The following is a 15,860-nucleotide window of genomic DNA, read 5'->3' as shown; positions in this document are numbered from 1 at the left end:
ATACTATGGCATGGATTGACCAACATTTAGAAAAGTTCATTAAGGATTGCTTTCCTGAAAGATATGTATATGCCTACCATGAGTATCGTACATGGCAGTCCAGTAGGTATCTTTATGTCACCACTGTCTTGAAAGATGACAAGGATCTCCATTATGAGTATATTGGAGGTGCAGTTGAGTTACATCTTGAAGGAAAATACCAAAGTTCGGATTATAAGTATTTTGCAAAGGAATTGAGATTCCAGACTTCCAGAAACCCGAAATTACATTGGTTGGGGTGGCAAGGAAGGAATCAATGCCGTTGCAGAATAGACGCTGCTACAGATAATTGGGAACAGCTTATGAATGCTTTTGTTGAAATAATGGGTATCTTTGATCCAATTATTGAAAAGATAATTCGTCGGACATCTGTCAATCCTAGTGTGGAAGCATATAAGGGAGATACCGTTTTCTCAGAGGAAGGGCTGAATGATGATGAAGTATGCCTGGCTACGTGTTCTTTGGGCAAACTATTTGGGAATAACCTTGTCATTCCAGATTATCAAAGAAACTATTGCTGGGAAGATAAGCAGGTTAAGGCTCTTTGGGATAGTTTGAAGGAGATTCCCCATGATGGCGAATACCATTTAGGTACTATCATTCTGCAAAAAGACCCAAATGGCAATTATGCTGTTATTGATGGGCAACAAAGATTGGTTACTTTAACCCTAATAGTTCGAGAATTAAACTATCAGGGAAATATGCCATTGCTAACCCAGAAGTTCCTTTCTGAAAACTCCAAGAAGCATGTGGCAAACAGCAGATGGTTAATCAAGCATTTGACATCAAGGTCGTATGATGAAACTCTATGTAGTAGAATCATAAACCAACTCATTTTTACCGTACTGATTCTTAAAGAAAGCCGCTTGGATTTGGCATACACCTTCTTTTCCAATGAAAATTCCAAGGGTGTACCGCTATCAGACTATGACTTGTTAAAAGCACACCATCTACGCTATATTTTTATTGAAAAACAAGCAGAGCATTTGGCAAGCAGGTGGAATGATCTGATTGAAAATGATTATCCTTCTTTGGAAAAAACTCTTGCCGCACATTTGTTCCGACTCAGGAAATGGATGAGGAAAAAGAACTTCAACCCAGATGAACGCTTCTGTGTTAAAGAAGAATTTTCTTCTGCCCTTATACTCCCTGAGATACCTCCTTTTGGTGAGAAATTTGATTTTTACGAGAAGATCCAAGGTGGTTCTCACTTCTTTGCATATACTGAACACTTTGTGAATAGGTTTAAGCAGTTCTCAGGGACACGTCAAGTTAGAGCCTTGCGTAATCACCTAAAATGGGAATCGCATTGGAAATATGCAGATGTTATTGAAACACTGTTATTTGGATATTATTTGAAATTCGGTGAGCAGTATCTGACTGAGGCTTTGTTCTGTATATCTGGGTACATTGCTCAACACAGATATGAAGCTACCCGCGCATTGGCTTATAAGATAAGAGAGTATGCAAAAGATTCTGAAATCGTGATGATGATAGATCAAGCATCTTCACCCACATTCTTTCTGGCAGAATGTGTTTCCACAATAAAGAAAAATGGCAGAGACGTAGAAGAACAGGGGATAGGCATGAGGTTCTATCAGCGTTTACAGGATATGTTCTCCGACCTATACGATGATTTTACAGACATGACAATAATTGATAAGTATAACAATGAATACCTATAGATATACACCAGAAAAGATTGTAGAGGAAAAATTATCTTTTTCCATTCCTCTCTATCAGCGTTTGTTCTCCTGGGGAGAAGAACAGGTCATAGGATTGCTTTACGACCTTAAGAATCACTTTGAGCCGTCCCATGATGATGGTACTCCTTATTACTTGGGGATGCTGTCATGTATCAAGTCAGGCAATCATTATGATCTAATTGATGGCCAACAAAGATTTACGGTAATGACACTTGTAGCCATTGTCTTGCGACATTATTATCAAGAATGGAATAACTTCTTAGACGATGGAAAGAGGCTGAGATTCATTTCAAGAACAAAAGATAATGAATACCTTGCAGCTGTGATAAATGGTCAGGCAGAGGTGATTGATCCTAATAGGAAAATGGAGGAGGGAAAACAAGTAATATCAGACTTCATGGTTTCTCAATTCTCCACCGAAGATCAGCGAAAAGCTTTTGCAAAGAGTGTTTATTGTAGAATGTCGTTCTTCTTTTCTGAGTTGCCTGCATCATACGCAAACAACCCTGCTTCGCTTAACAAATACTTTGAAGCCATGAATGCAGGGGGCAAAGGCTTGGAACAACATGAGATTTTGAAAGTACGGCTAATGCAAGGCGAGGACAACAAAGAGCATCTTACGCGAATATGGAATGCCGTTTGTGACCTTAATCGTCCTATAATAAAACGAGACGAAAAAGACCTGGAGGAAGATTATCGTTCCAAGTACGAACATGCCATTGGATTGTGTAGAAGCCACAAATATGATGAAGCATTTGAATTGTGCGAGAGTTCTTATGACTCAGAAGACAATAATGAGATTGGTAGTATTGAAGCCAAGCAACAGGACTTCAAACAGTCGTTTACTGAAACAGGAGAACGGAGTTTTATCACATTTCCGGAGTTCTTAATGATGGTCATTGACCTGCACTTGGATCTTTCAGGATCCTATTCGTTCTATCGAAATGAGTTGTTGAAGATATACGATTTACATCCTATCCCAGACAAGCAAGACTTTTACAATCAGCTTTTATTCTATCGCTTGTTGCTTGACTATTATATTGTTTACAAAGAGGGTGACGAGAACGCTAACAAATATGACATCGTTTTCAAGAGAGGGTCATCAGCAGAAGCTTTGAAGCAATATCAGTCCATGCTGTATGTATCTCAAACTCCCTTTTATAACTGGCTGAAACCTACTTTGGAAAGACTGCATAAGGAACAAGTACAAGATACAAACCACTTGTTGCTGTGGATAAAAGAGATAGACAACTCTCTTCACACTCTTCCAACTGACGTAAGCGAAATGACTTATGACAATGGAATAGACAGATATTGGTTCTGGAGATTGGACTACTATTTGTGGGAGCGAAAGGAAGAATTTGATTTGACAGAAGAAGAGAAACAAATTATTGACGAGTATGTGTTTAGGGCAAACAGATCCATTGAGCATCTTCATCCTCAACATCAAGAAAACAATGACGTATGGGATAATGAGGATATACACTCATTTGGCAATCTTGCAATGATTTCGCAAAGCTTCAACTCTCAACAAAGCGACGATCCAGTGACAGTCAAATTTGCAAGAATCATGGATCAAGCTCACAATCATGCACTACAAAGTATCAAAATGTATCTAATGTATCTTGATGCGGAGAAGTCACCTTCAGGCTGGAAAGTTGACGTAAAGAACGCCCACCAAGCAAAAATGTATGATTTGCTAGTGAAATCCTACGACATAGAATGATTTGAAGATAAACAATTCTTTTTTAAGGAGTTGTGCCCCAAAACGGCATAGCTCCATTTTATTTTTGCACAATAAAACGTGTATAGTATGGAAATCGTTGATTCATTTGAGAAGGTCATCCAGCCTGGCTTATGGCTTGTTAGGTCAAGTCAACCTGTAGTGGATGTTAGCAGTTTTATCTATGAAATAGGTATAGACTTAGGTCAGCCTTTAACCGTACTAACCTATGCCAAGAAGGAAATACAAAACGAAGTGTTCTCTCTGGTAAGAAAGGACTGTCTTGAAAGCGCAACTGACGAACTTGAATACAATTGGCTAGAGCAAGAACTGTCAGAATATAAAACTCATGGCTTTCTGTGGCATCCAGAAGAGCTAAATGATTATTTACCGAATGGATCTTTTTGGTCAAATTATGTTCAATTCGATGGCGATGGCTGGCTGTCTTTAGCCAATTGTAGCTTTAATATCATTCTCGTGGATGATGTGGCGAAAATGTGGTGGGAGGATGAAACCGATATTTCACGGGTTCTTTCTAAGGTTGAAAAAGATGCCATAGAAAAGAAAAAGACAGTTTTTTTATTCGTTTCCCCAAATTTTTCCAACCTATGCCCCTAAACGGCATATCTCGCTCGTAACTTTGTGCCATAATAATTCACATGAACAAAAAAGGCATAAGAAAATGGCAGCAGGAAAGAAATTGGATTTGCTCACAGCAGTAGAGCAGATTATGGAAAAAGCAAAGGGTACAGGACTTAGTAGCGAGTTCTACCGAAAGGCTGACAGATATATTAAATATGTGTCCGATAAGATGAAACTTACCAAGGAGCAGAGCGTGATGATGGCACTGTTTATTGATAACAGTTCTGACACCAGCATTTCAATTAGTGACTTTGGTAAGTTCCTGGATTGCCGAACCACTAGGATTCTACGATACATGTCAGACATTGACGTGTTGGAAAAGAGGGAACTTGTAAGGTGCTGCCGTGATAGCAACAGTATAACATATAGAGTTCCAATTGAAGTAATCGAGGCGTTCAAGAAAGATGAAATGTATGTTCCCAAAGATTGTTCAGGCTTATCATGCCATGAACTATTTGCAGAATTAGAGGACATCTTCAATATGCGTGAAAGCAAAGAGTTGAAGTATGAAGCAACAGTTGAGAAGATACATCATCTTTTCAATTGTAACGACCAACTGGTATTTGTTCAGAAAGTTAAGAGCTATGACTTTGAGGAACATGAAGAAATGTTGTTGATTCTGTTCTCTCATCTGTTTGTTAACAACAATGATGACAATATCAGATACCGTGATGTTGAATTTCTCTATGAATACAGGCATGACAAATCCTACTTGAAACAGAGACTAAACAACGGTGATCATATCCTGTTTGAAGAGAAACTGATAGAGCATAACAATGAAGATGGATTCGTAAACAGAGACTCAATGAGGATGACTTCTGAGGCAAAGCGAGAACTGTTTGACGAACTTGGCCTTTCCTCCATGACCCAGAATAGAAAACGTGGTGATATGGTCAGGTCAGAAGATATTATCCCCAAAAAATTATTCTACGGAGAGAAGATTGGTTCTCAGATAACCGAATTGGGCAAGCTCTTAGACGAAGAACAGTATAAGCAAGTTCATGCAAGAATGAAAGAGACAGGCTTCCGTTGTGGGTTTACTTGTCTTTTCTATGGATCCGCAGGAACTGGCAAGACCGAGACCGTGCTACAACTAGCTAGACAGACAGGGCGAGACATTCTTCAAGTCAACATATCACAGATAAAAAGCATGTGGGTGGGCGAGAGTGAAAAGAACATTAAGCAAGTATTCGACAATTACCGTGCAAAAGTCAAGGAGAGTAACATTGCCCCCATACTGCTATTCAACGAGGCTGATGCAGTTATTGGTAAGCGTCAAGAAGGTGCTGAAAAGGCTGTTGACAAGATGGAAAACTCTATCCAGAACATTATCCTTCAGGAAATGGAAACGCTTGATGGAATCCTCATTGCCACAACTAACCTGGCACAGAACATGGATAAAGCCTTTGAGCGTCGATTCCTCTACAAAATCAAGTTCGAGAAACCAACCGTGGAAGCTCGTATAAGCATGTGGCGCGAAATGATACCAGTCCTGAAGGAAGAGGAAGCAAGGGTATTGGCTGCTAAGTATGATTTCAGCGGCGGTCAGATAGAGAATATTGCCCGGCATTATACCATTGGGAATATCCTTCATGGAGATCCTGAGAATATCATAGAAGAACTGTCCGCTTATTGTGAAAGCGAGAGGCTTGAAGCAAAAGGAACAAGAAAAATCGGGTTCTGCTTGTAAAAAAATAAAAGTTGTGCCTCCATTCGGCATAAGCAAACTTTACCTTTGCATTATCTAGGTAACAAACAGTATAACATTTAATCATTTTGTATTATGGCAACAAAGGCATTAAGTAATGAATTCATGCAGAAGATCTCCACAGATGAAGCATGGAAAGAGCTTTCAGGAAACTACAACTGGTCTGAGAGCTTATTGGAAAAGTACCAGGACAAGGTAGACTGGCACGAGGTGTCAGAGAATACCAACATTCTCTGGACGATTCCGATGATTCAAAAATTCAAGAATCGTATTGATTGGGACAAGTTTTCTAGAAACGCTGAGACGGAAACACTAACAGAAGCTATTATCGACGCATTCAAGGACAAGTGGAACTGGGCTGAATTGTCAGAGAACAGTAGCCTGGAACTTACACATGAGCTTTTGGAAAAGTATGCCGACAAATGGAATTGGGAGGAAATCATCGACCGTTATAATTGCAGCCTCTATGACGAGAAGGGCATTGAGTTCTACGAGAGATACAAGGACTATATACCAGCCTCCAAACTCCAGAATTCTAGGTTGTGGAATGAGATTGTCAACCAGCAGAAAAAACAGTTAATCTGCGAGATTACTGCTTAACATAGTTATTCACTTAAACATTATCATTATGGCACTCTGGAAAATTTCGGCAAAGAACAGCACTAATGCTCCTTGCAAGAACAAAAGTCAGAAGATTGAGAAAGGGATGTTTGTTGAGACAAGCACAGCATCTTCAACACCTCCTCTTGGTCAGACCCGCGAACATCCTATGCTAGCACAGCTCTTTAAGAGTAAGTACGGGATTGAGATTGACCCAAGCCACATGAATCGGTCGTACTTCGATTGCGTGAGGATGGGATAAGAAACTCCCCAATCTATTAGGAGAGGCATGTCAATAATGATGTGCCTTTCTTTTTGCTCAAAAGGCCGCAAATGTGCATAATGGAGTTAAAAATGCCTTTATTTACTGTGTTTTCAGAGCAAAGAGAACGATATTTGACTTTTTTTGCTTACCTTTGCAGTCGCAGACTGCACTACCGTTTGTATGGATAGGCAGAACGCATATAATACTGATTGGTGTTACTACGCTGATTTGACTCCCAAACTCGCAACTTGGAAGGATAAGGCCGGAAACGGAAGAATCTCTAGTCAAAAAGGCAATTGTGACACCACTCTGGGTATGATTCTGTGCTGTGGCATCGTTATTCAATATATCGGTGTGGCAGAAATAATCATATTCGGTGTGGGTGTTCGCATTGCTTGTCCTGACTAGAGAGGTAATGCGAGACCTGGGAGTGGGATGAGTGATGTAAGAGGCCCACACTTTTCGTATATATAACGAAACATCGAATATAAACATGCCTTGTTTGGGCTTGACTTGGCAAGATATAAGTCTAAACAATAGGTATGAAAGATAAAAATACCGCTGCTTTATTAGCCTTCCTTTTAGGAGGATTTGGTGCTCACAAGTTCTATCTGGGTAAGACAACAGAAGGCTGGTGGTATTTAGCTGCATTGATAGCAGGGTTCTGGACTGTCATCATTCCAATAATTATTCTAATTGTCTGTATAATAGATGCTATTAAGCTCTTTTCAATGGATGATGACGCATTTAATGCAGAATACAACAAAAAGTATTTTAAGGGTAGCTTTCATAGCTATCAGCAGCCGCAACAGACTTCATATCAACAACCACGTCCCCAATACACACCAACACAAGCCAACAATTCCACATCTTCTTCAAGCAGCAAACCTACAAAACGGTGTCCGTATTGTGGCGAAGAGATTTTGGAAGTAGCGAAGAAATGTAAGTATTGTGGCGAATGGTTGGATAAGCCCAAGAAGGTTATGATTCGTTGCTCTATCTGTGGAGAAGAAGCAGATGCAAGTCTTGATATTTGCCCATATTGCGGTGAAAAATTAGCTGGTCGTTCATTCTAAAAGAGTAATAGACATGGAAGAAACTAAAAAATGTCCCTATTGCGGAGGTGAAATAAAAGCAGTTGCAAAGAAGTGTAGGCATTGTGGTAAGTGGCTTGATGCTAATAACACGGTGATGCAGCAACCAACTAATATCTCAACTAATGCCCCCAAACAATCAATCTTCTCGAACAAGAAAATAGTTCTTATGCTGATTGGGGCTTTAATTATTGCCCTCGTTGTTTTCTTCTCAATTCATTCCAGTAATGGAGGTAATGAGCCTGTGCAATATAACAGCTATCCTGGTAATGAGAACAATTCTACGGAACTAACACTTCCAGATGAAGATTACGACTTACAACAAGACGACAAACCAGAAATAGATGAATTTACAATAAATTGAAACCGATATGAAGAAGGTGTGTTTTATCGCTATTGCATTGTTGTGTTCAATAGCTGCGAGTGCTCAACAATTCCTGAGTGCCAAAGAAATGCTTAAAATGATGTCAAGAGAGTATGCTGCTGCTTGTCAGGCAATGGGACGTGTGCCAGGTTATAAGAAATTGGATCTGGGTAACGGAACTGCCTTTTATAAGAATTGTACTGCGGAAGTCATGTCTGTAGGTTCAAATGCAAGTCAAGGATGGGTAGAGATTAGCAATGCCAAAGTGGGACAATCAACATGCGTTTCCATATACTATCTTCCTGGTGATATGGATGTGTATAGGGTAGAAACTATTGTTTATGGCAAAGATGCAGCGCAAGGGTGGATGTCTCAGCTACGCGATATGGGTTTTAAGACCACTAAAACAGACTCCTTTGGCAATGACAAGGAATGGCAATACAAGAAAATCGGTGAGGATTGTGTTTTCACCCTACACTATAGTTCAAGACAAAACGAATATAACCTGATAGTTTTTAATCCGAACAACAGATAGCGTAAAGACTGCATGAATACCATCATCCTAATTATAGCAGTTCTAATAGGAGTCACTGTAGGAACAAAAAAGATCCTTCAGAACCATCCTCATTATGGCAGAGCAGACCTTTCAGCAACTTTGCCAAAGGCACTGATTGTTTTGTCTTGTATGTGTTTGCTCTTGGCTGCTTTAGCTGTAGGTATCATCTACAAGCTTGACAGCTATCGAGACCTGAATAATTGGGGCGGTGGATTTGGTTCTGCTACTGAGGTAATTAGTGGTGTTGCTGAAAACGAAGGGGTGCTGCCATCGTGGGAAAGGACTTCGGAAGTTCAGCAATGGATCAACAACATAGATGGTGAGTATTCAAAGGCATTATGGTGTCTTATTCTATGCGTCGTGGCTTATGGTGTCTATATCTTTGGCATGTTCAAGTATTCCAAGGAGGTGCTGTGGGCTGGTATCATAGGGCAAGGTGTTTGTGTAGTTCTTGCTCTTCGTGCCGGAGTGACTGGTTTGGCTCATTTAATCAATGGTGCAACTTCTGGCGTGTTCAATCCCTATACTGGTGATATGAGCGATTCCATTATGATACCGTTTTTCACCTATGTAGGAATTGGCGTCGTGATCATACTCGTTTTGGGACATAAAGGGCGAATCGAGAAATTGGCGAATCTTTTTATTGTTAATACATACCAAAAGCCATCAATACAGAATCCAGTACAACAGTCCCAGCATAAGACCCAGCCTACACCTCCTCCACCTCCTCCAGTAGTGAAACCTGTGGAAACTGCCAAGCAGACACCTTTAGAGGGAACTAAGACCTGTCCGTATTGTGGTGAGGTAATCCAACAGTCTGCTATCAAATGCAGGTATTGTGGTGAATGGCTGACAGAACAGGAGAAGCCCAAGGAACTTATCAGGTGTTCTGTCTGTGGTGAGAAGGTTGAGAAAGGATTAGAACGCTGTCCTATCTGCAACGAGCCACTTCACGCTTCACATCTTGCACTTGACATTGAGGAACATACAAAAACCTGCATGATTTGTGGTGAGGAAATACTTGATATAGCCAAGAAGTGCAAGTATTGTGGAGAGTGGCAACGTAAACCAAAAGAATATATCGACTGCTCTATATGTGGCGAAAAGGTGGAAAAGGGTTTGGAAACATGCCCTTACTGCCATGAGCCATTGAGCGGTGAGCCACATGTTGATACGATGATTTGCCCGACCTGTGGCGAAACTATCCCTGCTGATAGTAAGATTTGTCCTGAGTGTAATGAACCTATTGAAGATTAATATATATGGAAGATACGAAGAAATGCCCATATTGCGGAGGCGAGATTAAGGCTGTAGCGAAAAAATGCAAGCACTGTGGCGAATGGCTGGAGACAGAATCTTCGGCAGAAACAACCATGCTATCTTCATCTAATAGGAAGTTAAAAATATACCTCTTTGTTGTACTGGCGGTGGTCATTATTGGTGGAGGTGTTGTATGGCTTTTCACAGGTCATACTGAAAGGAAACAAGAGAACCCTACTGACATCTTTACTAAAGATTCCCTGCAATGCTTGGTGTTGTTAGATTCAATTAGGAAAGAGTGTGCAAATGCTGATAAAGTAGTTAATAGGTATAAGAATAGCACCGACATGTCTTTAGAGCGATATAACAAATTAGACAGGGCTATTTTTGAACAGGTCGATATATACTCAGACTATGAAAGCAACCAGCAGCTACTTGAACAGTTCCCGATATTGAGAGCAAAATTCAGTGACCGCATAGCCAATGATTCAACAGCGATTAGTGAATATCGGGAGTATCTGTCTAACTTGTCAGAGAAGCTAAACTGCTTAGTTCGGATTAGGAAATTTAGGGAGTTGCCACATTCAACGATTGGTCAATATGACGCTTACAAAGAGAGTTTTGAAAATTTCGATGTAACCGTAGAGCAAATGAATGACAGGCTTGGGCTTTCTTCTGATGAAAAGAGAAAAGAGCGCAAAGAAAGGCTGGAATTGAGATTGTCATATCTAAACGACATAATAGCTGGGAAGTTCGGAACGATGCAGATGCAAGATCGAGCCGTAACAGAGAAAGAAGATATACAAGTTCTATTAGACATAATGAATTAAGATGGAAGATACTAAGAAGTGTCCTTACTGCGGACAAGAGATAAAAGCTATTGCAAAGAAATGTAGGTACTGTGGCAAGTGGCTCACGGAACAGCCTGAGACAAGAAGCCAACAGCCTACATATCCACGTTCCGATTATAACCTTATTACAAAAAACGAGGATAAGAAAAAATGGAAGAGTTATCTTTTGATAGCGATAATAGTATTTGTAGCTCTAATGTTACCCACGTTGGTAAAACTAATAAAACTCATGTTCAAGTGATATGGAAGATACAAAGATATGCCCTTATTGTGGCGAAGAGATAAAGGCTGTTGCAAAGAAGTGTCGTTTCTGTGGCCAATGGCTTAATGAAGATACAAATGAAGTAGCAACTAAAGGGGAAGAGGTCAAGCCCCAGGACGTTGCTCCCGTTGAACAAGTGGCTCCAAAAGAAGAAATAGAAGAGGATAAGGCCACCGATACATTTGTTGCGAGTAAACCAGATAGCGAAACCAGTAACAAAGGTAACGCAGACTCTAAGAAGAGTGCTGTTTATTGGGTCGCTGGGATTCTTGCAGCTGCTTTGCTTATTGGAGTTGGGTTCTTATTAGGCAATAAGAATTCTGACTCGTCAGCAGAACCACAACAAACAACAGTAGAAGAAACAGACCCCGAAACCTTGATAAGAAAACAAGTTGAAGCAATATACGCTGATGTATTTAGTTCACCTGATGCTAATTGCGAATCAAGATACCTAACCTCTGAGTTTTATAATCTCTATGTGAAAGCCAGGGATATGACACCAGATGGGGCAACAATATGGAAAAAACACATCTGGCTTCAAGGAGAGGAATGGCGTGAAATGTCTGTAAATATCACGCAAGTTGATCTTACGTTCTTCCCATCTAATAAAGCTTCTGCCAGAGTTGATTTGACAGACAATAATGGAAGGAGCATAAAGAATGTGACCCTATATTTGGAAGATGTTAAGGGAAATTGCAGAATTAGGGAAATCAGTTATAATTTTGAAAGTAATGGAGTAAAGAAAAGACTGGAGGAATATGTGGGTCAGAATGCCCTCCAGGAAGATATAGCTGACGATAGTGACGTTTTCAAAGAGGTTTCACGCAAATATACTGTAATTGGTAAAGATGACGAACATGTATATTATTTGAAAGGAAGTAAAAGACGATTTGAGCCATATATCTACTATCAGTCATTGTCTAATGGGGGAGAATTCGCCGTTGACTTTAATACTTATTATGATGGCACAATGCAGATAAATGATTATGCCTATAGAAATGGAAAGATTACTGTTATAGTAGAAGAAACAGATAGAAATAGCACAGGCTTCTTGGTTGCGACTTTAGTGGTGACTTATGATCCGAAACATTATTCGGGTAGAGAGTTGACTGGCGGTGGCTGTGTGAAAGCAGAGTTCAGTGGAAGTAAGGACAAGGTAACATTGACTTATGGAGAGATTACTAATCCTGATGCTGATTTTACTTATGAGTATAAGTACAAGTATTCCACAAAAACCATTTCATTATAGATAGCTTATGAAGAAGGTCGTTTTAGCATTATCATTACTCCTGGTTTCCTTGGTTGGAAATGCCCAAGGCGTAAAGCACATGAATTTCAATGGGATTCCCATTGATGGAACCCAGCAGAATTTTGAGACCAAGTTGTTAAATAACGGATTCAAAAAAGCCGTATGGAAAGGCTATACTTTCTTGGAAGGGTCATTCCTTAACGAACCTGTGAGAATCCAGACAGAAATCGGTCCCAGAACTGGTAAGATTGCTATTGTGGCATGTTTAGCTCAGAAAGAATGCAATGGCCAGACTATCCTAAATGAAGTGGAGAGGTGGAAAACCAAAATATGCAGTTCTTTCAACACACATTTCTATGAATCCCGCAACATGTATAAAGCAGACGTTCAATCTCCAGGAAGAGGCGTTGTTAGTGTTGATTATTTACAATCAGACCCCACACAGGAATTGTATGTTGTGAGAATCGCCATTTGTGATTTAGAAAACGTCGGAAAGTAATGAAATAGGGAATACAAGATAAGTCCATCATTCAGGTGGGCTTTCTTTTTGCTCCCAGGTCACAAGTTCCCTGCTCAGTCCAATCCTCTTCACTTCACCACGCTCCCCACATATATAATAATGTGTGGCCGTCTCAGCATCCATCACCTTCAGGAACGCTTCTTTGATCCTGGCACATTTCTCATTGATGGAATGATTGATGGGGTCAGTTGCGTTGATGATACTTTGCTCGACTTTCTTCCTAGCCTGTGTCGATAGCTTCATTGAACGGTAGTATCTCCCGATTTCTTCCCGGTAGTCAGGCAGTTCTTTGAACCTTATGCCTTCAGGATGGTTCAGGAACAGCAGATAGACGGCCTTGCATATTGGCCGCATCTTCACCTCCAGTCTTTCATTACCAATCAGCAGCCTATAGTCCTTTGTTACTAATAGGCGGCTCAGAGGTCTTTGCTCCACTTCGAACAGCTCTCTAATTTCTTCTTCACTCGCTCCTTTTTCACGAAGCATCATAACTAATCTTTTAATCTCTCGCTTGATGTTGTCCATAAGAAACATAGTTGTTGCGTCCTCGTCTTGTGAACAGGGACTGGTTTAACACTATGCTCCGTCGATACTGCGAGTTCTGGGTAAGGTTATAACGACAAGAGCCTATCTATATATAAAATAAGGAGGGGTGTTGGAGTATATTCTGCAACCGTTGCAATTTTGCTGCGTATCAGAAAGTAGCGACCTTTGCACCAAAAAAGTTATCAGTTCATGTTTTAATCAAGAATCGTATGAGAAGAATTTTACTTTTAGGAATGGTTGTGCTGCTTGGAATGGTAGCGTCACCGAGTTATGGGCAGGTTGATCCAGATGAAGTGTTTACTATCTTTGAGTGGGATTTTGCCGATGGTCAAGGGGATTTCACCACAAGATTTGATTGGGATGAAATGGGGCATTGGGGGCAAGAACCTCCAACAGTCCAACCTTGGCAATATGATGCAGAAAATGGATGGATGGTTTCAAGTGTAATAAGTAGTGAGTATATGAGTTGGTACTTAAATGTACCCTTAATAGATTTCACAGACAAAGGATATTATGATACGAAACTTTCTTTTGAATATGCGATTCAAGGTGACGTGTTTATACCTTCCGATTCTTGGGATAACGGTTCTAATTATATTGTAATAAGTTGTGGTTCAAAAGGTAAATCTTATCGTATTCCAAACATTGTATATAATGCTTATCAAAGATATTTCACTACAGCAGAAATAGATTTGGATGAGTATGTAGGTTATGGAAAATTGAGAATTGAATTTGACCAGAATCCATCGGCATACAATAATTGGTATATAAAAAAAGTAAAGGTGACAGGCAAGCACAAATACGGCAAACAACCTTTCACTTTGGTAAGAAGTGTAAGCGAGTTGAAAGAGTTGCCTAGTAATACACCTGTAAAGTATATCAATCCCAATCTGACGATACTTTTAGAAAACCGTCCAGCTTTTGTTAGAGACAACACTGGTGCTATGGCATTAACGGAAGGTGTACGTCAATGGATGGGAACTTTAATGACCGATACTATCTACGCTCTATATACTAGAGAGAATGGCTACACTGAATTAAAGTACGTCGATTACAACTGGAATTATGACGATCCTGGCGATGGAAATGCCAGCCCTATAGAAATATCTGAGAGTGATTACATGAACTATGAGTGCAATCATGTTATAATGCCAATAACAGAAGAAGTTTATATAGTAGATAATGATATGGGATATGGTGTTGATATAGAATGGTATCAACCCCACAATACTAACACTAAAGTTTGTGGATTCGTTTATCCCATAGAAGGTAATAGAAAGGTATTCATGCGTTCTTCATGGAGTGACCCCATTAAAGTTGTAATGTCAGAAGAAGGAGATAATGTATTTACTCAACAAGATATAGACTACAGCATACCATTTAGCATAACAAGGCAGTTTGAACTTAATCAATGGTACACAATATGCACACCTTTCGCTTTCCAACCTCGTGACTGGTTTAATCCAGAGTGCGTTTTTGCTGAATTTGTAGGTGCAGAAGATGGAACTTTAACATTCCAGACAGTAAATAAGATAGAAGCAGGAAAACCGTATTTGATAAAGTTTACAAAAGAAAGGACAGATAATGGTGCTTTTGGTGGCATTATTACTAATTCAAACAAAACTCCAAAGGTGGTTTATGGTGGCGATTACAATTTTGTCGGTTGTTATAATCCAGTCCAGCCCGCAGATGGTTCCTATTACTTGTCAGCAAACAATACCATCAGACCTCTTGCATCAGGTGGAACAATTAAAGGTTTCCGTGCTTATTTCGAGCCAGCCAGTCCTAATGCAGCAAAGGCAAGGGCTTTTTGTATCGACGGCGTGACTACTGCTATTGAGGATATTGTAGGTGGTGAGGAACTGTTAGGCATACCCCAGAAAGTCTATACCGTCAATGGTCTGTATGCCGGGGATGACCTTGAAGATCTTCCCAAGGGTGTTTATATCGTGAATGGAAAGAAAATCATTAAATAACAACAGTATGAAGAAAGATTATAGCAAGCCAACTGTGAAAGTCATTCAGTTGCAGCATCAATGTCACATCTTGGCTGGTAGCGCACGGGAAATGAGAGTATCAGGATTAGATGATCAGTTTAACTATGATTCAGAATATGGTGATGGCTCCGATGCGTACTAAGACTGCGCGGAACATAACCAGAACAACAAGAGGCGCATAAGCTTGAATTAAAAAGGTGAACCAGTCCTAATGTGGCTGGTAGGAGGGTGGGCTACTTCTCAACAGTAATCTCAGCTCACCCTCCGTTTATTATGCGCTGACTTAAACTATATATATAGGTGTTGGCACACCTCCTCCATTATATAGTAGAATGAGAAAAACGGCCAAAATTAAACGATAGTATCGTGTCAGATAATGTCATGGATGGTGTCAACCATAACACGAATTGTCATAAGTCCTTGATATTCAATAATAGTAAATGTGTTGTAGCGTGTCAGATTCGTGTCAAACAACTTA

Annotated in this window: 18 protein-coding genes; 17 read left to right on the top strand and 1 reads right to left on the bottom strand. The window is 40.0% G+C overall.

The window, feature by feature from the left end; all coding sequences use genetic code 11:
• Positions 1-5: 5 nt before the first annotated feature.
• The 15 genes from M1L52_RS03390 to M1L52_RS03320 all read left to right on the top strand — a co-directional run bounded on the left by M1L52_RS03390 (position 6) and on the right by M1L52_RS03320 (position 12,818).
• Complete coding sequence (locus tag M1L52_RS03390) at positions 6-1,724, top strand: DUF262 domain-containing protein (RefSeq protein WP_248613433.1); 1,719 nt, start codon at positions 6-8, stop codon at positions 1,722-1,724.
• Positions 1,711-3,471 carry a DUF262 domain-containing protein gene (locus M1L52_RS03385; RefSeq protein WP_248613432.1) on the top strand — a complete coding sequence of 587 codons (1,761 nt, stop codon included), beginning with the start codon at positions 1,711-1,713 and terminating at the stop codon, positions 3,469-3,471. The genes M1L52_RS03390 and M1L52_RS03385 overlap by 14 nt, the downstream gene beginning before the upstream one ends.
• A gap of 87 nt (positions 3,472-3,558) precedes the next feature.
• Positions 3,559-4,086: a hypothetical protein gene (locus tag M1L52_RS03380; protein ID WP_248613431.1), complete on the top strand. Its 528-nt coding sequence runs from the start codon at positions 3,559-3,561 to the stop codon at positions 4,084-4,086.
• A 64-nt stretch (positions 4,087-4,150) separates the two neighbouring features.
• Positions 4,151-5,800, top strand: coding sequence for an ATP-binding protein (locus M1L52_RS03375; protein WP_248613430.1), 1,650 nt, complete (start codon positions 4,151-4,153; stop codon positions 5,798-5,800).
• 93 nt (positions 5,801-5,893) lie between these two features.
• On the top strand, positions 5,894-6,418 hold the full coding sequence (locus tag M1L52_RS03370; protein WP_248613429.1) for a hypothetical protein: 525 nt from the start codon (positions 5,894-5,896) through the stop codon (positions 6,416-6,418).
• Positions 6,419-6,446: 28 nt separating this feature from the next.
• Positions 6,447-6,680: a hypothetical protein gene (locus tag M1L52_RS03365; protein ID WP_248613428.1), complete on the top strand. Its 234-nt coding sequence runs from the start codon at positions 6,447-6,449 to the stop codon at positions 6,678-6,680.
• Between the two features lie 183 nt (positions 6,681-6,863).
• Entirely contained in the window at positions 6,864-7,091 is a 228-nt protein-coding gene (locus M1L52_RS03360; protein WP_248613427.1) for a hypothetical protein, read from the top strand.
• A gap of 134 nt (positions 7,092-7,225) precedes the next feature.
• Complete coding sequence (locus M1L52_RS03355; protein WP_248613426.1) at positions 7,226-7,759, top strand: NINE protein; 534 nt, start codon at positions 7,226-7,228, stop codon at positions 7,757-7,759.
• Between the two features lie 13 nt (positions 7,760-7,772).
• Positions 7,773-8,141, top strand: a complete 369-nt coding sequence (locus tag M1L52_RS03350) for a hypothetical protein (protein ID WP_248613425.1) — start codon at positions 7,773-7,775, stop codon at positions 8,139-8,141.
• A gap of 7 nt (positions 8,142-8,148) precedes the next feature.
• On the top strand, positions 8,149-8,676 hold the full coding sequence (locus M1L52_RS03345; protein WP_248613423.1) for a hypothetical protein: 528 nt from the start codon (positions 8,149-8,151) through the stop codon (positions 8,674-8,676).
• A 12-nt stretch (positions 8,677-8,688) separates the two neighbouring features.
• Entirely contained in the window at positions 8,689-9,954 is a 1,266-nt protein-coding gene (locus M1L52_RS03340; RefSeq protein ID WP_248613422.1) for a zinc ribbon domain-containing protein, read from the top strand.
• Positions 9,955-9,959: 5 nt separating this feature from the next.
• The gene (locus M1L52_RS03335; protein WP_248613417.1) at positions 9,960-10,787 is read left to right on the top strand and encodes a zinc ribbon domain-containing protein; all 828 of its coding nucleotides are present in this window, start codon (positions 9,960-9,962) and stop codon (positions 10,785-10,787) included.
• Position 10,788: 1 nt separating this feature from the next.
• A complete protein-coding gene (locus M1L52_RS03330; protein WP_248613415.1) occupies positions 10,789-11,049 on the top strand; it encodes a zinc ribbon domain-containing protein in 261 nt (86 codons plus the stop codon).
• 1 nt (position 11,050) lies between these two features.
• On the top strand, positions 11,051-12,319 hold the full coding sequence (locus M1L52_RS03325; RefSeq protein WP_248613414.1) for a zinc ribbon domain-containing protein: 1,269 nt from the start codon (positions 11,051-11,053) through the stop codon (positions 12,317-12,319).
• Between the two features lie 7 nt (positions 12,320-12,326).
• Positions 12,327-12,818 carry a hypothetical protein gene (locus tag M1L52_RS03320; RefSeq protein WP_248613413.1) on the top strand — a complete coding sequence of 164 codons (492 nt, stop codon included), beginning with the start codon at positions 12,327-12,329 and terminating at the stop codon, positions 12,816-12,818.
• Positions 12,819-12,845: 27 nt separating this feature from the next.
• Here M1L52_RS03320 and M1L52_RS03315 read toward each other — a convergent pair whose 3' ends face one another.
• A complete protein-coding gene (locus M1L52_RS03315; protein ID WP_248613411.1) occupies positions 12,846-13,373 on the bottom strand; it encodes a hypothetical protein in 528 nt (175 codons plus the stop codon).
• A 221-nt stretch (positions 13,374-13,594) separates the two neighbouring features.
• Between M1L52_RS03315 and M1L52_RS03310 the strand changes: the two genes are divergently transcribed.
• Both M1L52_RS03310 and M1L52_RS03305 read left to right on the top strand, forming a co-directional pair.
• The gene (locus tag M1L52_RS03310; protein WP_248613410.1) at positions 13,595-15,361 is read left to right on the top strand and encodes a hypothetical protein; all 1,767 of its coding nucleotides are present in this window, start codon (positions 13,595-13,597) and stop codon (positions 15,359-15,361) included.
• A 7-nt stretch (positions 15,362-15,368) separates the two neighbouring features.
• The gene (locus tag M1L52_RS03305; RefSeq protein WP_248613409.1) at positions 15,369-15,524 is read left to right on the top strand and encodes a hypothetical protein; all 156 of its coding nucleotides are present in this window, start codon (positions 15,369-15,371) and stop codon (positions 15,522-15,524) included.
• The last annotated feature ends 336 nt before the right edge of the window (positions 15,525-15,860 follow it).

Source organism: Prevotella sp. E13-27, from assembly GCF_023217965.1.
In the GTDB taxonomy this organism is placed as follows: Bacteria; Bacteroidota; Bacteroidia; order Bacteroidales; family Bacteroidaceae; genus Prevotella.
Note: the sequence above shows the minus strand (reverse complement) of the source record. Positions and strands in the feature narration are given on the sequence as shown.